Raw genomic sequence first — 18,083 nt, 5'->3', positions numbered from 1 at the left:
GGGCTGCGATGAGCTGCGAGGAACTGCTGAAGGCCCTGAACGAGTACGTGGACGCCGAGGACGCCCTCGCCGTCTACCGCGAGTTCGCCGACCATTTGGCCGGGTGCAACCCGTGCCAGCTGGTGGTGGACAACATCCGCAAGACGATCCGCCTCTACAAGGCCGGGGAGCCGTACCCGATGCCGGCGGCGTTCTCGGACCGGATGCGGGACGCCCTCCGGGCGAAGTGGGCCGAGGCGTTCCCCGCCGCCGGTCAGTGAGCCGGGACGTAGGCGAACCCGCGGGCCTGGAGGTTCACCACTGCGGTCACGGCCGACGCGGCGACGGTCACGCCCGGCCGGACGGTCGCCGGGTCGTACCCCTTCCGGGCGAGCGACTGCCCGCACACCAGCACCCGCACCCCGTTCCCGGTCAGCGACCCCAGTAGCTTCTCCGCCGGGTGCGGGTGGCCGACCGCCACACGGTACGCCGGATCGGTGAGCGCGACGGCGGCCGCGTCCCCGTGGAGGACGATCACGACCTCCAGGTCGGACGCCTTCAGCCCGGACGCGACGGCGAGGTTGAGCAGCGTCGCCGCCCGCTCCAGCCCCGGCGGCGGCTTGGCCGGGTCCTTACCCGCGGCGGTCACGTCGAACACCACCTTCGTGCCCTTCACCGGCGGCTCGGCCGCACCCGGGAGCGGTACCACCGCCCCGTATCCGGGGATCGCGGGCGTGAGTGACGCGGGCCGCCCCGGCGGGGCGGGCGCGGCGTCCTTCGCCCGGGTGAAGACGACCAGGTAGTTCTCCTTCAGCACGTCCTTTACCTCGCCCTCTTTCACGAACCCGGCCGACGCGATCTCCCGCTCGAACACGCCCTGCCCGGCCCGGACGTGCTTGAGCACCCAGTCCGTGCTCTTGCCCGGCTCGCGGACGAAGTCGATCACCACCAGCTTCCCGCCCGGCCGGACCGCCCGGTGGAGCGACGCCAGCGTGCGCTCGGGGAACTCGAAGTGGTGGTAGGTGTCGCACACGAACGCCACGTCCACCGACGCCGGCGGCAGGTCCACCGAGTCGGCCGCGCACAGCACCGGGGTGACGTTCCGCAGCCCGGCCTCGCGGCTCGTCTTCTGGACGTGTTCGAGGAACTTCGGGGCGATGTCCACGGCGAACACCTGCCCGGTCGGGCCGACCGCGTTCGCGAACAGCCGGGTGAACAGGCCGGTCCCGGCGCCGACGTCGGCGACGACCATCCCCGGCCTGAGCCCGACCGCGGCCACGACCTTCTCCCGGGCGACGTAGACCTCGCGGCTCTCGCCCTCGAACTTGGTCTGGAACCCCTTGACGTCCGGTTCCTTGAACGGGTCGTTGATCCCGGGGGCGACACTTCGCTCCTGGGCGAAGGCCGTGCAAGCGGCCGCGAACAGGGCGGCGGACAGAATTATTCGACGGCGGGTCATTGGGAGGCTCGCTGCGGGGTGGGGCACCGGATGGCGGCGACCACGTGGGGTGATGTCGGGCCGGCGACACGGCGCATTATGCACCGAATGCGGCCGCTCTGGCATCCGGGCAGGGGCCGCGACCGGATTCCCGCGGTGGAGAGTTCAGACCAAAGGGGGCCTGTGCATGCCGATAGCGTGGTGGAAGGATGCAGCCCAGGTTCAACACATCTTGAACCACTGACCCGGCAGCGGATTTCATACGTTGATGGCCCGCATGCGGCGATGACAGAGGTGCCGGTCGAGGCGGCGGCGGGTCGGCCGAGCCGTCCCCGGCGACCCGGGCGGTGCCGGCGACCGACCCGGGGCACGGGCCGGTCCGGCACAACCTGGAGGTACAGCTGCGGGGTACCCGGGGGTGGGTCGGACAGCGGCAACGGCGCTCCTCCTGGGCCTTTGCCGCAAGTGTGCGTGACGGCGAGCCCTGCCCGGTTCAACGGCTAGCCCGGCCGGCACTGCGGCGCGATCGACGCACCAACTCCTCGACCAGTTCCTCCGCATCCCGGCCGGCGTCGCTCGCGGCGAGGAACGCCCGCACGTCGCGCCGCACGGCGGCGCAGTGCCGCGCGGCGTCGAGGTCGAGCCCGGCGACGGCCGCACCAGCGCGGCGAGGGTCGCGGCGGTCAGCACGGCTCACAGGTGTGGGCCTCCGCCGTCGAGGCCGCGGTCGCCCAGTCGAGCGACTTCTCGATCACGGCCCGACGATCGCTGAGCCGCGCCGCCACGAGGTGCATCCCCGACTTGTTGTAAACGATACGCTCGGGCTGGATGGGGTACTCGAACTCGTCGGCGGCGAGCTTAACCCGCACCTCGCCGCCCTTGTACCGGCGGGTCAGCACCGTCCCGACCCCCGGTAGCCGCGGGTCGAGGACGGCCGCGATCGGCGCCGTTCGGGCGGCGGCCTCGGGCTACTCCCGAGGCGCCGTGAGGCGGAGGTCGGCGTCGCGGGGCAGCTCCGCGGCCCGGGCTCTCGCGCGTTCGGTCAGGTCGCCCCCGGCGCAGGCACTGTTCGACGAGACCACCGCGGTGGACGCCGACGCCGCCGACGAGGAGGTCCCCGAACGGCTGGGCGAGTATCGCCTCCTGGGGCTGCTCGGTCGGGGCGGGATGGGGGCGGTGTACCGGGCGGTCCACGCCCGGCTCGGCCGTGAGGTGGCGCTGAACGTGCTGCCGCCGGACCGCGCGGCGGACGCGGCCGCCGTCGCCCGGTTCCACCGGGAGGTCGCCGCCATCGGCCGGCTCGACCACCCGAACGTCGTCCGGGCGACCGACGCGGGCGAGGCGGCCGGGCGGGTGTGCCTGGTGATGGACCTCGTGCGCGGGGCCGACGCCGGCCGGCTGGTGCGGGCGTGCGGCCCGCTGCCGGTCGCCGACGCCAGCGAGGTCGCCCGCCAGGCCGCCGCCGGCCTCCAGCACCTGGCCGGCCACGGCATCGTCCACCGGGACGTGAAGCCGTCGAACCTCATGGTCGGGCCGCGGGGCGAGGTGAAGGTGCTCGACCTCGGCCTGGCGCTGGCCGACGCCGGCGGGGCGTCGGGCGCCGGCCGCCGCGCCCTCGTCGGCACCTACGACTACCTCGCCCCCGAGCAGGCCGGCCCCGACCGGCGGGTGGACGCCCGGGCCGACGTGTACGCGCTCGGCTGCACGCTGTACCACCTCCTCGCCGGCCGCCCCCCGTTCGCCGGCCCGGCCCACGCCACGGTACGCGACAAACTCCTGGCCCACGCCGCCGCCCCCGTTCCCGAGATCCACGAGGCGCGGCCCGAGGTGCCGGCCGGGCTGGCGGGCGTGCTGCGGCGGATGCTGGCGAAGGACCCGGCCGACCGGTACGCCTCCCCCGCCGACGCCGGGGAGGCGCTGGCGCCGTTCTGCGCGGGGAGCGACCTGCCGGCGCTGCTCGACACGGCCTGCCCCGGCCTGTGGGACTTCGTCCCGCCGCTCGCCCCGGGTGACACGCCGATGCCGGAGACGATCTCACTCGCCGTCCGTCGCCCGGCACGCCGCCGGGTCGCGGCCGTGGCCGTGGTCGCGGCCACGGTCGTCGCCGCCGTCGCGGGGGTGGTCGCGTCGAGGCCCAGGAAGCAGGCCGACCGCCCATCCGCGCAGGTGGACGCCCCCGCTGTCGTCGCCCCGGTCGCTCCCGACCCCGCGGAGGGCCAGGAGCCCGGCCCGGCGGCGGACCGGAAGCCGGCCGTGTACCCGGTGGCGCTGCTCGGGTTCGAGGAGCGCGGGGCCGGCGCCCGCGACCTCGGGCCGAAGGTGTCGGACCTCCTGTTCGCCCGGCTCGCCGCCAAGCCCGGGGTCGTGCTCGTGGACCGGGGCGACCCGAAGAAGGTTCTCGACGAGCAGGCGATCGGGCTGTCGGGGGCGGTCAAGCGCGACGAGGCGGCCGGGGTGGGGCGGCTGACCGGGGCCAAGCTCCTCGTCACCGGGTCGGTGGTCCACGCCGACCGGCGGCTCACCCTGGTCGCCAAGGTGATCGGCACCGAGACCGGGCGGGTGGCCGGGGCGGCGGCGGTCGGGAGCCGGGGGGCGACCCGCCCGGCCCGGCAGTCGCCGGCGAGGCGACGGCGAGCCTGAGGTCGGCCAGGGCGTTGGCCTGGTGCCCGTGCAAGGTGGGCAGGAGGTCGCGGACGGTGGTCCGCCAGTCGTGTACGATGGACGACGCACTCATGGACTCCTCCGGTAACGGCGTGTAGTAACGTCACGTTACGGCAGGATCCCGGAGCCCACGGGTGTCTCACCCGAGGCACGCCGAATAAGTGTCGGGCCGCCAGCCCCCGGGGGAGCGGGTCGCGGCGAAGCACGCGGGGTGAGGGGGCGAACCACCCACGGAGAAGGCCGATCGAGGCCGACCACCACGGACCACTGTCGGAGACGCCCCATGACCCCCACCCGCCGCGGGTTCTTCCTCGCCGGGCTCGGCCAGCTCGCCCTGGCGCACCTCGCCGACGCCGCGCCGGTCGCCCACCACCCGGCGAAGGCGCGGCGCGTCATCCAGGTCGTGCTCAACGGTGGCATGAGCCAGCTCGACACGTTCGACTACAAGCCCGAGGTCGAGCGGCGGCACGGGCAGACCGTGGACATCGGCCTCAAGGCGACCGCGACCGGCACCCCCGGGCCGCTCATGAAGTCGCCGTTCAAGTGGAAGCAGCACGGGCAATGCGGTCGCTGGGTGACCGACGTGTTCCCGCACCTCGCCGGGTGCGTGGACGACCTGGGCTTCCTCATGGCGCTGGCGTCGCGGTCGAGCGTTCACGGGCCGGCCAGCTACCTCCAGACCACCGGCTTCCTCCTCCCCGGGTTCCCCGCCGCCGGGTCGTGGGTCAGCTACGCCCTCGGCCGCCTCACCGACGACCTCCCCACGTTCGTCGTGCTGCCGGACGCCCGCGGCCTGCCGTACAACGGCAGCGGCAACTTTTCCGCCGGCTTCCTCCCCGCGGTCCACCAGGGCACCGTCGTCCGCCCCGGCGGGCCGACCCCGATCCCCGACCTGGCCGCGGCGCCGGGCGCGCGGTTCGTTACGCCCGACGCCAGCGCCGACGGGTTGCACCTGCTGCGCGCCATGAACGACCGCTACGCCGCCGACCGGCCCGGTGACAGTCGGCTGTCAGCACGGGTGGAAGGCTACGAGCTGGCGGCGCGGATGCAGCTCGCCGCCCCCGAAGCGTTCGACCTGGCGCGCGAACCCGCCCGGCTGCACGCCCGCTACGGCACCGACCGGCCGGCGGCCGGGGGCGCGTTCGCGCGCAACTGCCTGCTCGCGCGCCGGCTCGTCGAGCGCGGGGTGCGGTTCGTGCAGGTGTGGAGCGGGGCCGGCGGGCCGTCGAACAACTGGGACAACCACACCAGCATCCCCGCCGAGTTGCCGCCGGTCGCCCGGCAGGTCGATCAGCCGGTCGCGGCGCTGCTCCAGGATTTGAAGGCGCGCGGGCTGTGGGCGGACACGGTCGTCGTGTTTACGACCGAGTTCGGGCGGATGCCGGTGACGCAGGGCGGCGTCGGCCGCGACCACAACGGCGGCACGTCGGTGACGTGGCTCGCCGGCGCCGGCGTGAAAGGCGGCACGGCCTACGGCGCGAGCGACGACTTCTCCCACCTCGCCGCGGCCGACAAGACGACGGCCCACGACCTGTACGCGACGCTGCTCCACCTGCTGGGGGTCGACCACGAGCGGCTGACGGTGCGGCACAACGGCATCGACCGCCGGCTGACCGACGTGCACGGGCACGTCGTGCGGGCGATCTTGAACTGACGCGACCGCTGGCGGCTTCGCGTCGCCCAGCGCAAAGCCGCAAGCGGCAACACGGGTCACGGCACCCACACCATGCTCGACGGGCTCGTCTGCCGCACCGGCTCGCCGTGCGGGGTCAGCCGGCCGGACTGCGCGTCGATGCGGAACACGACCACGTTCCCGCCCGGCATGTTGGCGCACAGCAGCCACCGGCCGTCCGGCGTCGCCAGCAGGTTCTGCGGCCCCTTCCCCAGACTCGGCTCGATCGCCACCAGCGACAGCCTGCCGTCGTCGCCCACCTTGTACGCGGCGATGCTGTCGTGGCCGCGGTTGGTGGCGTACAGGAACCGGCCGTCGGGCGTCACCTTCACGTCGGCGCAGTAGCTCGTCCCCTTGAACTCGCCGGGCAGCGTCGGGATCGTCTGCTTCTCCGTGAGGGAGCCGGTGGCGGCGGCGTAGTCGAACACCGTCACCGAGTTCAGCAGCTCGTTCACGACGTAGACGTGCTTCGCGTTCGGGTGGAAGGTGAGGTGCCGCGGGCCGGCGCCGGCCGGCGACTTGGCGAACGGCGGGTCGTTCGGCGTCAGCTTCCCCGCGGCGGCGTCGAGCTTGTAGCAGAGCACCTTGTCGATGCCGAGGTCCGCGGCGAAGGCGTACTTGTTGTCGGGGCTCACGACGATGCAGTGGGCGTTCGGCCCCTTCTGCCGCTGCGGGTTGACGCTCGACCCCGCGTGCTGGTGGAACGACGCCGGCGGCCCGAGCGAGCCGTCGGCCGCGAGCGGGTACGACGCCACGCTGCCGGTCAGGTAGTTGGCCACGAGGGCCGTCCTGCCGGTCTTGTCCACGTCGAGGTAGCACGACGCGGTGCCGCGGGTCGTCTGCCGGTTCAGCGGCTTCAACTCGCCCGAGCGGCCGACCAGCGCGAACGCCGCGACCTCCTCGTGGTCCTTGCCGCCGAACGTCTTCGCGTGGATCGACAGGAGCGTCTTCCTGTCCGGCGTCAGGGCCAGGTAGAACGGGTTCTCGACGCCGCCGGTGCGGCGCAGGGCGGTGAGCTTGCCGGCGGCCGTGTCGAACGTGTAGGCGTGGATGCCGCCCTTGTCGCCGGGGGCGAACGCGGTCACGAACACGACCGGGTCGGCGGCGCGGGCGCCGCCGCCGGCGACGAGCGCGAGGGAGAGAAGGAAGCGCGTCATCGGGATGGGCTCCTGGGTTTTCGCCGCGAGCGGCGAAGTCCCAGTCTCGGCCCCGCGGCGGGCCGCGTCAACGGGCGCGGTCGCGGGCCCACTCCTCGGCCAGCCGGGCGAACAGGAACTCGTCGCCCCACCCGCCCTTGAACCAGACGTTGCGGACGAAGTGCGCCTCGCGGCGGAACCCGAGCCGCTCGAAGAGGGCGGCGGCCGGGCGGTTCCGGGCGTCCGTGGTGGCGACGACGCGGTGCTTCCCGAGCGCGCCGAACAGGTAGTCGAGCACGGCCCGCAGCGCCTCGGCCGCGTACCCGCGGCCCTGGTGAGCCGGGTCGAGCGTGACCCCGAGTTCCGCCTGCCGGTCGTCGAGGAAGTGGAGCCCGCAGTCGCCGACCACCCCGCCGTCCGTCGTGATCGCGAGCTGGAGCCACGTGCCGGGCGTGTCCGGGACGACACCCAGCTGGGCGGCGACGAGGCGGGCGGCGTCCGCGGGTGAGAACGCCTCCCACGACTGGTAGCGTGCCACGTCCGGCAGCGACCGGTACCCGGCGATCGGGCCGGCGTCGGCCGGCGCCAGCGGGCGCAGCACGAGCCGGTCGGTCCGCAGGACGGGCCCGGTCAGCATGCTCAGTCCTCCGGCAGCCCGACCAGTTCCTCGGGCGTCAGCCCGGGCATCGCCACCGTCCGGCCCTGGTCGCGCACGAGCACCGACCACGACCCGTCGGCCGCGTCCACCCGGTAGGCCGCGTCCGCCGGGCCGGCCGCGGCGGCGCGGACGAGGCGCTGCACCGCCTCGTTCGCGTCGCGGCGGTCGCGGTTCCGCTCGGCCAGCAGTTCGGCCAGGCGCTGGTCGGCGTCCGGTGCGCCGGCGTCGGCCGCGCGGCGGAGGTAGCGGATGGCCCCGTCGCGGTCGCGCGCCCCGCCGACGCCGGCGTCCAGCATCCCCGCCAAGGCGACGGGCGCGAACGGGTCGCCGGCGTCGGCGGCGCGGCGGTACAGTTCCCGCGCCGCGGCCGGGTCGCGCGGCACGCCGCGCCCCTCGGCGTGCTGGAACGCCAGCATCCGCAGCCCCTCCGGGTGCCCCGCTTCGGCCGCGGCGCCGAAGTAGTTCGCGGCGGCGTCCGGGGCGTCGTGGCCGAACATGAGGATGAGGCCGAGCGCCACCCGCGCCTCGGCCGACGCCATCTCGTGCGCCGCGTGTTCGAGTTCGGCGCGGACGCGGACGATGTCGCGCTCGGCCTCGTCCACGCCGGCCTGCCACGCCTGGAAGAACCAGTACGCGGCCAGGCCCACGTCGTCGGGCGTGGGGGCGCCGTCGAGGTGGAAGTGACCGAGCAACCGCATCGCGGTCGGGTCGCCGGCCTTCGCCAGCCCGGCGGCGGTGGCGCGGGCGGCGCGCAGGTCGCCGGCCTCGGCGGCTCGCACGGCGTCGTCGATCGTCGGCATGAACGGCCCTTTGCGGTCGGGCGGCTATTCTAGTCCGGCATGGGTGCCGCCGCCCCTTCGCGCTGGTTGTTCTCCCCCGCCGCCGACCTGCTGGCGTTCGGCGGCAGCGCCGCGCTGTCGTTCGCGCTGCTGGCCGTCGGCTGGCGCCTCGGCCTGCTCGACGGCGACAAGGCCGACACGCCCGAGTGGGCGTGGGTGGCCGCGGTTCTGCTCGTCGACGTGGCCCACGTCTGGAGCACGCTGTTCCGCGTGTACCTCGACCCGGCCGAGTTCCGCCGCCGGCCCGGCACGTACCTGCTGGTGCCGGCCGCGGGGCTGGTCGGCGGCGTCGCCCTGTACGACGCCGGGCCGGCGGTGTTCTGGCGGTGCCTGGCGTACCTCGCGGTGTTCCACTTCGTCCGCCAGCAGTACGGGTGGGTGATGCTGTACCGGGCGAAGCTCGGCGAGCGGACGTGGCGCGGGCTCGACGCGGCGGCGATCTACCTGGCGACGGTGTACCCGCTGGTGTACTGGCACGCCCACCTGCCGCGGCGGTTCGCGTGGTTCCTCCGCGGCGATTTCGCCGAGCTGCCCGCCGTCTGTGCCGAGGTGCTGGAGCCGGTCTACTGGCTGACGCTGGCGGCGTACTTCGCCCGCAGCGCGTGGGGCGGCTTCGCCAACCCCGGCAAGGACGTGGTGGTGCTGACGACGGCCGCGTGCTGGTACGTCGGCGTGGTGTGGTTCGACTCCGACTACGCCTTCACGGTGACGAACGTGGTCATCCACGGGGTGCCGTACTTCGTGCTCGTGTACTGGTACCGCTGGGGCCGGGGCGAATCGCGGCCGCGCGGCTGGCACCTGCGCACGGCGGCGGCGTTCGTGGCGGTGGTGTGGGTGCTGGCGTTCGCCGAGGAGCTGCTGTGGGACCGGCTGGTGTGGCACGACCGCGACTGGCTGTTCGGGGACGGCTGGGACGCGCGGCAGTGGCGGTGGCTCGCCGTACCGCTGTTGGCCCTCCCGCAGCTGACGCACTACCTGCTGGACGGCCTGGTGTGGCGCCGCCGCGGCAACCCGGGGTTCACGCTCGCGGGCCGCTGAGCGACCGGGTATAACCAGGCAAGAAATTCGCTTCCCGCCGCCGCGCAGCCCGCTACCCGGGGCGCGAGTCCGGCGGCCGACCCCGCCCGAATCGGGCCCCGGGGGGCCGCGACGGCATCTTGATTGCCTTTCACCTGTCGGTCGGTCGCACTGCACGGAGAGTTTCGCCACACGAATAACCCCACGAGGCCGGCGATGGACGCACCTCCCGACCGCGGCCGCGTCCGCGTGCTGCTCGTCGCCCCGACCCGGGCCGTGCGCGACGCCCTGGCCGGCGACCCACACCTCGCGGTGACCGAAACGGCCGACCCCGGCGACGCCCGCGCCCGCCTCGCCGCCGGCGGGTTCGACCTGGTTCTGGCGCACGCCGCGACCGACGGCGTGGCCCTGGCGCACGCCGCGCACGTCCGCCGCCGGCCCGTCCCGGCCGCGGTCGTCGCCGACGCCCCGGACGTACGCACCGCCGTCGCCGCCGTCCGCGCCGGCGCCGCCGACTTCTTCGTGCTCCCGGACGATGCCGAGAAGCTGCGGGCGTTCGCGGCCGCGGTTGCCGCCACGGCCGGGGCCGACCCGTTCCGCGGGATCGTCAGCCGGCACCCGAAGATGCTCGAACTCTTCGAGCTGATCCGCGACGTCGGCCCGACCGCGGCGACCGTGCTCATCCAGGGCGAGACCGGCACCGGGAAGGAAGAAGCCGCCCGGGCCGTTCACGCGGCGTCCACCGGGCGCGGCGGGCCGTTCGTCGCCGTGCACTGCGCCGCGATCCCGGAGACGCTGCTGGAGAGCGAGCTGTTCGGCCACGAGAAGGGCGCCTTCACCGGCGCCGACCGGCAGCGCGTCGGCAAGTTCGAGCTGGCCGACGGCGGCACCCTGTTCCTCGACGAGATCGGCGACGTGCCGCCCCTCATGCAGGTGAAGCTGCTGCGGGTGCTGCAGGAGCGGCGGTTCGAGCGCGTCGGCGGCACCGAGTCGGTGCGCGTGGACGTGCGGGTGGTGGCGGCGACGAACCAGTCGCTGCGGAAGCTGGTGCGCGCCGGGCGGTTTCGGGAAGACCTGTACTACCGGCTCAACGTGGTGCGGCTCGACCTGCCGCCGCTGCGGGCGCGGGCCGAGGACATCCCCGCCCTGGTGGAGCACTTCTGCCGCAAGTACGCCCGGCCGAACGCGCCGCCGAAGGCCGCCTCGCCCGCGGCGCTGGACCAGCTGGCGCGCTACCCGTGGCCGGGGAACGTCCGCGAGCTGGAGAACGCGGTCGAGCGCGCCTGCGTGGTCCACGCCGGCGCGACGATCGAGCCGGCGCACCTGCCGCCGGAAGTGACCCGGGCGGCGACGGGGCCGGTGCCGGTGCGGGTGGACCTGGCGAAGCCGCTCAAGGACGTGCTGCGGGACGTGACGGCGCGGATCGAGAAGCGGTACATCCGGCGGGCGCTGCGGAAGACGCGCGGGCACGTCGGCCGGGCCGCGAAGCTGTGCGGGTACTGCCGCCGCAGCCTGACCGCGAAGATCGCCGAGTACCACATCGACCGCCGGGCGTTCGCGGGGAGTCGGTAGCGGCGGAGCCCCGGGCCGCCCAGTTCGTACAATTCACCGGTACGTCGGTCGGCCCCACGAACGCACCCGGTGTCGCGTGCCCCCACCCCCGAGCCCGACCGCCCGCAAGCGCGTCGCCGTCCTCGGGTCCACCGGGTCGATCGGCGTCAGCACGCTCGACGTGGCCCGGCACCTCCCCGACCGGCTGGAGGTCGTCGGCCTCGCCGCCCACACGAACGCCGCTCAGCTCGCCGAGCAGTGCCGCGCGTTCCGCCCGCGCTACGCCGTACTCTGTGACCCCGCGGCTTTTACGGCCGCCGTGCGGTCGGACTTCCCGCGGGAAACGGAACTGCTCGGCGGCCCCGACGGCGTGGCGAAGCTGGCGACCGCGGCGGACGTGGACGTGGTGGTGTCCGCGGTCGTCGGCGCGGCCGGGCTGCACGGCACCTGGGCAGCCCTCGACGCCGGCAAGGACGTGGCGCTGGCGAACAAGGAGACGCTGGTCGTCGCCGGCCCGCTGGTGACGGAGCTCGCCGCCCGCCGCGGCGCCCGGCTGCTGCCGGTCGACAGCGAGCACTCGGCCGTGTTCCAGGCGCTGACCGGGTACACCGCCGCCGACGTGACGCGCGTCGTCCTCACCGGCAGCGGCGGCCCGTTCCGCGGCAAGACGGCGGCGGAGCTGGAAGCCGCGACGCCCGCGCAGGCGCTGCGGCACCCGACGTGGAAGATGGGGCCGAAGATCACCATCGACAGCGCCACGCTGATGAACAAGGCGCTCGAGGTGATCGAGGCCCGCTGGCTGTTCGACCTGCGGCCCGAGCAGATCGACGTGATCGTGCATCCGGAATCGATCGTGCATTCGTTCGTGGAGTTCGCCGACGGCTCGGTGCTGGGCCAGCTGTCGCCGCCGGACATGCGGCTGCCGATCCAGTTCGCGCTGCTGTACCCCGACCGCGTGCCGGGGCCGGCGAAGCGGCTGGACTGGAAGGCGCTGTCCGGGTTAAGGTTCGAGCCGCCGGACCGAACCACGTTCCGGGCGCTGGACCTCGGCTTCGAGGTGGCGGCCCGCGGCGGCACCACCGGCGCCGTGCTGAACGCGGCGAACGAGGTGGCGGTCGGCCGGTTCCTGGCGGGGACGCTGCCGTTCCTGGGGATCGCGGCGTGCTGCCGGGCGGTGCTGGACGCCCACGACTTCGACGCGGCCCCGCCGCTGGACCGGCTGCTGGCCCTCGACCGCTGGGCGCGGGCGGAGGCGGCGCGGTGGCAGGGTTAAGAAAAGAGGATTAACCACAGAGTCACAGCGGGCACAGAGCGAAGACGGAAAGCCGAGACAAACCATGTTTGGAATCAATCTCGGTTTTCTGTTCGGGCTCTGGCTTCTGTCTTCCCTCTGTGTCCTCTGTGGCTCTGTGGTTAATTTTCTTCCTCACCGTCAACCATCCCGATGAGCGATATCCCGATCGACCCGAGCACCGGCCAGCCGGACCACCACGCCGAGGTGGTCGAGGCCAAGTCCTGGCTCCGCCAGAACGCCGCGTCGCTGCTCATCACCGCCGCCGTCGTCGGCTTCGTCCTGTGGAAGCTCGACCCGGTGGACACCCTGAAGGTCGTGTTCGGCCTCGGGTTCATCATCTTCATCCACGAGCTCGGTCACTTCCTCGCCGCCAAGTGGAGCGACGTCCACGTCAAGACGTTCAGCATCGGGTTCGGCCCGGCCGTGCCGTTCTGCTCGTACAGGTGGGGCGAGACGACGTACATGCTCGGCATCATCCCGCTCGGCGGGTACGTCAGCATGGTCGGCGAGGGGACCGGCGAGAGCACGCCCGACGGCGACCCGGACGACGACGACAACGACCCGCGGAGCTTCAAGAACAAGCCCGTCGGCAGCCGGATGCTCATCATCTCGGCCGGCGTCATCATGAACTTCATCCTCGGCATCGGCTGCTTCGTCGCCGCCTACCTGCACGGCGTGGCCGAGCAGCCGGCGACCGCCGGGGTGGTCGAGAGCGGCAGCGCCGCCTGGCGCGCCGGCATCCGCACCGGCGACGACATCACCCGCATCGGCGGCCGCGAGCACCCGTTCTTCAACGACATCCGCCCCATCGTCACCAGCACCCTCAAGGACGAGCAGCTGCCGGTCACGATCACCAGCCGCGGCGCGACGAAGGAGCTGACCACGGTGCCGGTGCGCGACGAGGGCGCGCTGTACCCGCAGCTCGGCATCGTGCCGCCGCTCCGCCTCGGCCTCGCCGACTCGCGGAAGCGCGGCTTCACCCCCGTGTACCCCGGCACGCCCGCCGCGCAGGCGAAGGACGCCGGCGGCCGCGGCTTCGAGCCCGGCGACAAGGTCGTCGCCGCCACCGACCCCGCCACCGGCGCCGTGACGGCGTTCAAGCCCGACGAGCACGACCCGGCCCGCGGCGACTACGACGACTTCTACCGCCGCATGGTGGACCAGGCCGACAAGCCGGTGACGGTGCGCGTGGCCCGCAAGGACGGCAGCACCGCCGACCTGACGGTGGCCCCGGCGCTGCGGCACGACCTGGGCATCCGCTTCCAGATGGGGAAGGTGGCGGCGGTGCGGCGCGGCGGGCCGGCCGACGGGCAGGTGACCGCGGCCCCGCCGGGGAACCCCGCGGCGCCGGCCGACGTGATCGCCGCCGTCGGCGTGACCGACCCGGCCGGCAAGCGGACGTGGTTCGCCAGCGCCGCCCCGCCCGAGGCCGCCAAGGGCGACGCCGTCCAGCCGCTCGACCCGGTGCGGCTGCCGGCGCAACTCGCCGCGTGGGCCGCGGCGTACCCCGCCGCCGAGCGGAGCAACCAGACGGTGACGGTGGTCGTGCTCCGCGAGGACGGCGCCGACCACCGGGCCAAGCGGCACGCGCTGGCGCTGAAGTACGACGACTCGTTCCGGTACGACCGCGAGGTGGTGAACCTGTTGAACTCGCCGCTGCCCCTCGGCGGGCTCGGGCTGGCCTACTGGGTGGACGCCGTCGCCGCCGACGTGACCGGCCCGGCCGCGGGCAAGGTGCAGGCCGGCGACGTGGTGACGGCCGTGCGCGTGAAGGGGGCCGACGGGTCGGAAGGCAAGTGGCGCGACGTGAAGCCGCACCAGTGGGCCGCGATCGACGCGGTGTTCCAGGCGGCCCCGTCGCACGAGATCGACCTGAGGCTGAAGCGCGGCGACGCCGAGGTCGAGACCGGGTTCTTCGCCGCCGTCGCCGAGCCGGGCCAGGGCCTGCCCGAGCGCGGCTTCCTGTTCGAGTTCGAGGAGCGGCTGCAGAAGGCCGACAGCGTGACGGAGGCGATCCGCCTCGGCTGGTTCCGCACCGGCCGGTTCGTGCTGACGGTGTACCAGAGCCTGTACGGCATGGTCTTCGGCCAGATCAGCGCGAAGACGCTGAGCGGCCCGCTGACCATCGCCACCGTGTCCTACCGGCTCGCCGGCGAGGACTTCTGGCAGCTGCTGCTGTTCATCGGCATGATCTCGGTGAACCTGGCGGTGGTGAACTTCCTGCCGATCCCGGTGCTCGACGGCGGGCACATGCTGTTCCTCATCTACGAGAAGCTGACCGGCCGCCCGGTGCCGGAGAAGCTGTTCGCCGCCCTCATGTGGGGCGGGCTGGTGATGATCCTGCTGCTGTTCGTGTTCGTGATCTGGAACGACATCGTGCGGCTGTTCTTCTGACGCGAGCGAGGCGAGCGGCCGGCGTCAGCCGGCCGCTCTTCCACCCAACGGGAGGTCGATCATGGTTCGCGTACTGGCGGTGGCCCTGGCGACGGCGGTGGCGGTCGGGGTGGCGGGCTCGTCGGCCCAGGAGCCGGCTCCGAAGTCGGAGAAGAAGGAGACGAAGCTGACCGGCACGCTGGTGTGCGCGGCGTGCGCGCTGAACGAGACGAAGACGTGCGTCAACGCCCTCCAGGTGAAGGGCGACGGCAAGGCGGTGGTGACGTACTACCTGAGCGACAAGGGGAACCGCGAGGCGTTCCACGGCGAGGTGTGCGGCGGCGGCAAGCTCGAGGGCGTGACCGTGTACGGCACCGTCGGCGAGAAGGACGGCAAGAAGACGATCGTGCCGACCAAGCTCGAAGTGCCGAAGAAGCAGTGACCGCGCGGCGAGCCGAGCCCCGTGAGGGGCCGGGTGACGTGAAGCTCACCCGGCCCCTCACGGGGCTCGGCTCGCTTCTTCCCTTTCACCCCAGAGGCCGCACCCGTGACCCGCTTCCCGGCCGCCCTCGTCCTCGCGCTCGTCCCCGCCCTCCTGGCCGCCGACTGGCCGCAGTTCCTCGGCCCCACCCGCGACAACCAGTCGCCCGAAAAGATCGCCCCCTGGACCGGCACGCCCAAGACGCTGTGGAAGCAGCCGGTCGGCGAGTCGCACAGCTCGCCGGTCGTGGCCAACGGGCTCGTCTACGCCTTCTACCAGCCGAAGGGCAAGGACGCCGACGCGCTCGCCGCGTTCGACGCCGCCACCGGCGAGAAGAAGTGGGAGCAGAGCTACGCCCGCGCCGCGTTCAGCCCGCCGTTCGGCAACGGCCCCCGCGGCACCCCGGCAATCGTGGACGGCAAGGCGTACACCCTCGGCGGCACCGGCGTGCTGGCGTGCTGGGACGCGGCCGACGGCAAGGTGCTGTGGCAGGTGGACACGCTCAAGGAGTACAAGGCGCCGAACCTGAGCTTCGGCGTCAGCGGGTCGCCGCTCGTCAGTGGCGGGAAGGTGTTCGTGAACGTCGGCGGCAAGGGCGCCGGCGTGGCCGCGTTCGACGCCGCCACCGGCAAGCTGGCGTGGAAGGCCACCGACGACAAGGCCAGCTATTCGTCGCCGGTCGTCGCCGACGTGGGTGGCGCGAAGCAGGTCGTGTTCCTGACCGCGGCCGGGCTGGCGGGGTTCGACCCCGACACCGGCAAGGAGGGCTGGCGCTACCCGTTCCGCGACCTGCTCCAGGAGAGCGCCACGTCGCCGCTGGTCAAGAACGGCGTCGTCTACGGCAGTTCCGTGACGCTCGGCAGCGTGGCCCTCAAGCTCGGCGGCGCCGCCCCGACGAAGGCGTGGGCGGCGCCGCAGCTGAACTGCTACTTCTCGACGCCGGCGTTCGGCAAGGACGGCGAGACGTTGTTCATGCTCAACGGCAAGCTGAGCATCAACCCGAAGATCACGCTGCGGGCGGTGGACGCGGCCACGGGTCAGGTGCGGTGGGAGAAGCCGGACGTGGGCAAGTACCACGCCGCGCTCGTGGTCGGCTCCGACGGCAACGTGCTGATGCTCGACGACGGCGGCTCGCTGTCGGTGTTCAGCGGCGAGCGGGCGGCGTTCCGCGAGCTGTGCCGGGCGAAGGTGTGCGGGCCGACGTGGGCGCACCCGGCGCTGGCCGACGGCCGGGTCTTCCTGCGCGACGAGACCGAACTGGTGTGCGTGTCGATCCGCTAACCCGGGTGCCGCCGTGGTCGCCGTCGGGCTCGTCCTCGCCGCCGCGCTGGTGCTGTTCGGCGCCGGCACCGCCCTCCGCCAGCGGCGGGCGATGGCGCGCCTCCGCACGGAGCGCTACCTGCCGAGCGACGACCGCGCGTACCTCCGCGGCCAGGTCCGCCGCCGCGTCGCCACCGGCACGGTGCTGGTGATGATCGGCGGGCTCATCGCCGTCTACTACCTGTCCGGCATGGACGCGCGGGTGGACGAGATCGCGCGGAAGGACCGCAGCGGCGTGCCGATCCCCGACGACGAGGACCGGGCCGACAAGGACTTCACGCGGACGGTGGCCGCGTACTGGGTCGGCATCCTGGGGCTGGTGTTCGTGGCCGGGTGCCTCGCCGTCTTCGACTTCTGGGCGACGCGCCGCTACTGGATGTCCCAGTACCGGCTGCTGAAGGCGGACCACGAGGCGAAGCTGCAGCGCGACCTGGCCGTTCACCGGCAGGCGAAGGAGAACGACCGGATGAACCGGATGAACCGCGGCGGCCGCCCGCCCGGCCCCGCGGACGAGACGGACGAGGAGCCGCCGGTCTGATTCCGCCGCTTGCGGCGTAGCGGCGTGAGGTCGCTACGCCGCAAGCGGCTAACCACTATCGACTGGCCGCGAAATCCCCCGGCAGCCGCCGCCAGGCGCTGTGGATGTGGTTCGCCGGGTTCTTCGCCGAGTCGGCCTGCACGTTCAGGAACTCCACCACGAACTCCGGCGCGTACACCCGGTACGTGTACGGCTGCCCCACCTCCGCCGAGCCGGTGTAGGCGAAGTGCATCGCCCCCGGCGGCGTCTTCGCGGCGCGGTCGGCCTCGGCCGCGGCCAGGTCCGCCGGCATCCGGTCGGTGTACGCCCGCAGCAGCGCCGCGAGCGCCTTCTGCTGCGCGGCGTCGAGCTTGTCGGCGGCGACCCCCTTCGGCGCGCCCACGTCCGCGGTCGGGCTGTTCTCCTTGATCTCCCACCCCTCCACGCCCTTCGGCGTCGGCTGCTTCGCCACCTTGTCCTGGTCCGGCGTCAGCGACTTGATGAGCGCCCGCGCGTGGTCCTCGATCGCCGGCAGCGTCCGCAGCCCCTTGCGGTCGCCGGCCTTCACCTCGGCCGGGTTGGCGCCGAACATCAGCGGCGTCGCCGACACCACGGCCCCCTTGTCGAGGGTGTAGTTGACGGACATGTGGTGCCCCTCGAATCGCCAGCCCCACGCGCCGGCGGTGCCGGGCTCGCCGAACACGGTGACGAAGTACCACCCGGGGTTGCGGACCATCGCCCCCTTCGCGCCTTCGAGGTCGGCGAGGATGCCTTCGAGGCTCATGATGGTGGTGGCCTGCTTGAACCCGTCGGCGGACAGGCCGGTCTTGAGCAGGTCGAGCGCCGCGGCCTTCTGGGCGGGCGTCATGGTTTCGAGGCGGACGCCGACGCGGTTGGGTTGCCGCTCCTTGGTCTGCTGCGGGGTGAAGAACCACGCCAGCCGAGCCTTGCTGTCGAACGGCAGGTTGGCGGCCTTCTGCTGGTCGGGGGTGAGGGTGCCGAGGAAGGCCTTGGCGGCGGCGGTCATCTTCGGCGCGGTGGCCGGGGCGGGCTGGCCGACGAGGGCGAAGGCGACGAACCCGACGGCGGCGGCGGCCGGGAGGGCGTGGCGGAGGCGCATGGGAGGGGCTCCGGGGGGCGGGCGGTC

General features: G+C 73.4%; 17 protein-coding genes. 10 read left to right on the top strand and 7 right to left on the bottom strand.

Annotation, left to right across the window (positions count from 1 at the left end; genetic code table 11):
• The first annotated feature begins 8 nt into the window (after nt 1–8).
• The gene (locus ETAA1_RS27890) at nt 9–260 is read left to right on the top strand and encodes an anti-sigma factor family protein (RefSeq protein ID WP_145243901.1); all 252 of its coding nucleotides are present in this window, start codon (nt 9–11) and stop codon (nt 258–260) included.
• Here ETAA1_RS27890 and ETAA1_RS32470 read toward each other — a convergent pair.
• The 3 genes from ETAA1_RS32470 to ETAA1_RS27875 form a co-directional block, all read right to left on the bottom strand.
• Nucleotides 254–1,438, bottom strand: coding sequence for a methyltransferase domain-containing protein (locus tag ETAA1_RS32470; RefSeq protein ID WP_202920463.1), 1,185 nt, complete (start codon nt 1,436–1,438; stop codon nt 254–256). The genes ETAA1_RS27890 and ETAA1_RS32470 overlap by 7 nt on opposite strands.
• A gap of 472 nt (nt 1,439–1,910) precedes the next feature.
• Nucleotides 1,911–2,114 (bottom strand): hypothetical protein, encoded by a 204-nt coding sequence (locus ETAA1_RS27880; protein ID WP_145243900.1) that lies wholly within the window; start codon nt 2,112–2,114, stop codon nt 1,911–1,913.
• Nucleotides 2,101–2,316, bottom strand: a complete 216-nt coding sequence (locus ETAA1_RS27875; protein WP_202920462.1) for a hypothetical protein — start codon at nt 2,314–2,316, stop codon at nt 2,101–2,103. The genes ETAA1_RS27880 and ETAA1_RS27875 overlap by 14 nt, the downstream gene beginning before the upstream one ends.
• Between ETAA1_RS27875 and ETAA1_RS27870 the strand changes: the two genes are divergently transcribed.
• Both ETAA1_RS27870 and ETAA1_RS27865 read left to right on the top strand, forming a co-directional pair.
• Nucleotides 2,246–4,057: a protein kinase domain-containing protein gene (locus ETAA1_RS27870; protein WP_145243898.1), complete on the top strand. Its 1,812-nt coding sequence runs from the start codon at nt 2,246–2,248 to the stop codon at nt 4,055–4,057. The two genes, ETAA1_RS27875 and ETAA1_RS27870, sit on opposite strands and share 71 nt — an antisense overlap.
• 304 nt (nt 4,058–4,361) lie before the next feature.
• Nucleotides 4,362–5,732 (top strand): DUF1501 domain-containing protein, encoded by a 1,371-nt coding sequence (locus ETAA1_RS27865; protein ID WP_145243897.1) that lies wholly within the window; start codon nt 4,362–4,364, stop codon nt 5,730–5,732.
• 56 nt (nt 5,733–5,788) lie between these two features.
• Here the strand turns inward: ETAA1_RS27865 and ETAA1_RS27860 are convergent, their stop codons facing one another.
• From ETAA1_RS27860 to ETAA1_RS27850, 3 genes are all read right to left on the bottom strand, one after another.
• On the bottom strand, nt 5,789–6,907 hold the full coding sequence (locus ETAA1_RS27860; RefSeq protein ID WP_145243896.1) for a lactonase family protein: 1,119 nt from the start codon (nt 6,905–6,907) through the stop codon (nt 5,789–5,791).
• A gap of 67 nt (nt 6,908–6,974) precedes the next feature.
• Entirely contained in the window at nt 6,975–7,523 is a 549-nt protein-coding gene (locus ETAA1_RS27855) for a GNAT family N-acetyltransferase (RefSeq protein WP_145243895.1), read from the bottom strand.
• 2 nt (nt 7,524–7,525) lie between these two features.
• Entirely contained in the window at nt 7,526–8,344 is an 819-nt protein-coding gene (locus ETAA1_RS27850) for a tetratricopeptide repeat protein (protein WP_145243894.1), read from the bottom strand.
• A gap of 39 nt (nt 8,345–8,383) precedes the next feature.
• Between ETAA1_RS27850 and ETAA1_RS27845 the strand changes: the two genes are divergently transcribed.
• The 7 genes from ETAA1_RS27845 (at nt 8,384) to ETAA1_RS27815 (ending at nt 16,957) form a co-directional block, all read left to right on the top strand.
• Nucleotides 8,384–9,421, top strand: coding sequence for a hypothetical protein (locus ETAA1_RS27845; RefSeq protein ID WP_145243893.1), 1,038 nt, complete (start codon nt 8,384–8,386; stop codon nt 9,419–9,421).
• A 195-nt stretch (nt 9,422–9,616) separates the two neighbouring features.
• On the top strand, nt 9,617–10,972 hold the full coding sequence (locus ETAA1_RS27840) for a sigma-54 interaction domain-containing protein (RefSeq protein ID WP_145243892.1): 1,356 nt from the start codon (nt 9,617–9,619) through the stop codon (nt 10,970–10,972).
• Nucleotides 10,973–11,048: 76 nt separating this feature from the next.
• Complete coding sequence (gene dxr, locus ETAA1_RS27835; RefSeq protein WP_145243891.1) at nt 11,049–12,224, top strand: 1-deoxy-D-xylulose-5-phosphate reductoisomerase; 1,176 nt, start codon at nt 11,049–11,051, stop codon at nt 12,222–12,224.
• Between the two features lie 171 nt (nt 12,225–12,395).
• Complete coding sequence (locus ETAA1_RS27830; protein ID WP_145243890.1) at nt 12,396–14,639, top strand: site-2 protease family protein; 2,244 nt, start codon at nt 12,396–12,398, stop codon at nt 14,637–14,639.
• Nucleotides 14,640–14,700: 61 nt separating this feature from the next.
• On the top strand, nt 14,701–15,060 hold the full coding sequence (locus ETAA1_RS27825; RefSeq protein WP_145243889.1) for a DUF6370 family protein: 360 nt from the start codon (nt 14,701–14,703) through the stop codon (nt 15,058–15,060).
• Nucleotides 15,061–15,165: 105 nt separating this feature from the next.
• Nucleotides 15,166–16,380, top strand: a complete 1,215-nt coding sequence (locus tag ETAA1_RS27820; protein ID WP_145243888.1) for a PQQ-binding-like beta-propeller repeat protein — start codon at nt 15,166–15,168, stop codon at nt 16,378–16,380.
• 13 nt (nt 16,381–16,393) lie between these two features.
• A complete protein-coding gene (locus ETAA1_RS27815; RefSeq protein WP_145243887.1) occupies nt 16,394–16,957 on the top strand; it encodes a hypothetical protein in 564 nt (187 codons plus the stop codon).
• A 55-nt stretch (nt 16,958–17,012) separates the two neighbouring features.
• On the opposite strand, the gene ETAA1_RS27810 is transcribed toward ETAA1_RS27815, so the two are convergent.
• Entirely contained in the window at nt 17,013–18,056 is a 1,044-nt protein-coding gene (locus ETAA1_RS27810; protein ID WP_202920460.1) for a DUF3500 domain-containing protein, read from the bottom strand.
• Nucleotides 18,057–18,083 lie beyond the last annotated feature (27 nt).

Source organism: Urbifossiella limnaea (assembly GCF_007747215.1).
Taxonomy (GTDB): domain Bacteria; phylum Planctomycetota; class Planctomycetia; order Gemmatales; family Gemmataceae; genus Urbifossiella; species Urbifossiella limnaea.
This window is presented reverse-complemented; position numbering and strand designations above follow the sequence as displayed.

Excerpts from the sequence above, each read along its gene's own strand:
- ETAA1_RS27890 (WP_145243901.1), top strand. The coding sequence starts at position 9 with ATGAGCTGCGAGGAACTGCTGAAGGCCCTGAACGAGTACGTGGACGCC.
- ETAA1_RS32470 (WP_202920463.1), bottom strand. The coding sequence starts at position 1,438 with ATGACCCGCCGTCGAATAATTCTGTCCGCCGCCCTGTTCGCGGCCGCT.
- ETAA1_RS27870 (WP_145243898.1), top strand. The coding sequence starts at position 2,246 with ATGGGGTACTCGAACTCGTCGGCGGCGAGCTTAACCCGCACCTCGCCG.
- ETAA1_RS27865 (WP_145243897.1), top strand. The coding sequence starts at position 4,362 with ATGACCCCCACCCGCCGCGGGTTCTTCCTCGCCGGGCTCGGCCAGCTC.
- ETAA1_RS27860 (WP_145243896.1), bottom strand. The coding sequence starts at position 6,907 with ATGACGCGCTTCCTTCTCTCCCTCGCGCTCGTCGCCGGCGGCGGCGCC.
- ETAA1_RS27855 (WP_145243895.1), bottom strand. The coding sequence starts at position 7,523 with ATGCTGACCGGGCCCGTCCTGCGGACCGACCGGCTCGTGCTGCGCCCG.
- ETAA1_RS27850 (WP_145243894.1), bottom strand. The coding sequence starts at position 8,344 with ATGCCGACGATCGACGACGCCGTGCGAGCCGCCGAGGCCGGCGACCTG.
- ETAA1_RS27845 (WP_145243893.1), top strand. The coding sequence starts at position 8,384 with ATGGGTGCCGCCGCCCCTTCGCGCTGGTTGTTCTCCCCCGCCGCCGAC.
- ETAA1_RS27840 (WP_145243892.1), top strand. The coding sequence starts at position 9,617 with ATGGACGCACCTCCCGACCGCGGCCGCGTCCGCGTGCTGCTCGTCGCC.
- ETAA1_RS27830 (WP_145243890.1), top strand. The coding sequence starts at position 12,396 with ATGAGCGATATCCCGATCGACCCGAGCACCGGCCAGCCGGACCACCAC.
- ETAA1_RS27825 (WP_145243889.1), top strand. The coding sequence starts at position 14,701 with ATGGTTCGCGTACTGGCGGTGGCCCTGGCGACGGCGGTGGCGGTCGGG.
- ETAA1_RS27810 (WP_202920460.1), bottom strand. The coding sequence starts at position 18,056 with ATGCGCCTCCGCCACGCCCTCCCGGCCGCCGCCGCCGTCGGGTTCGTC.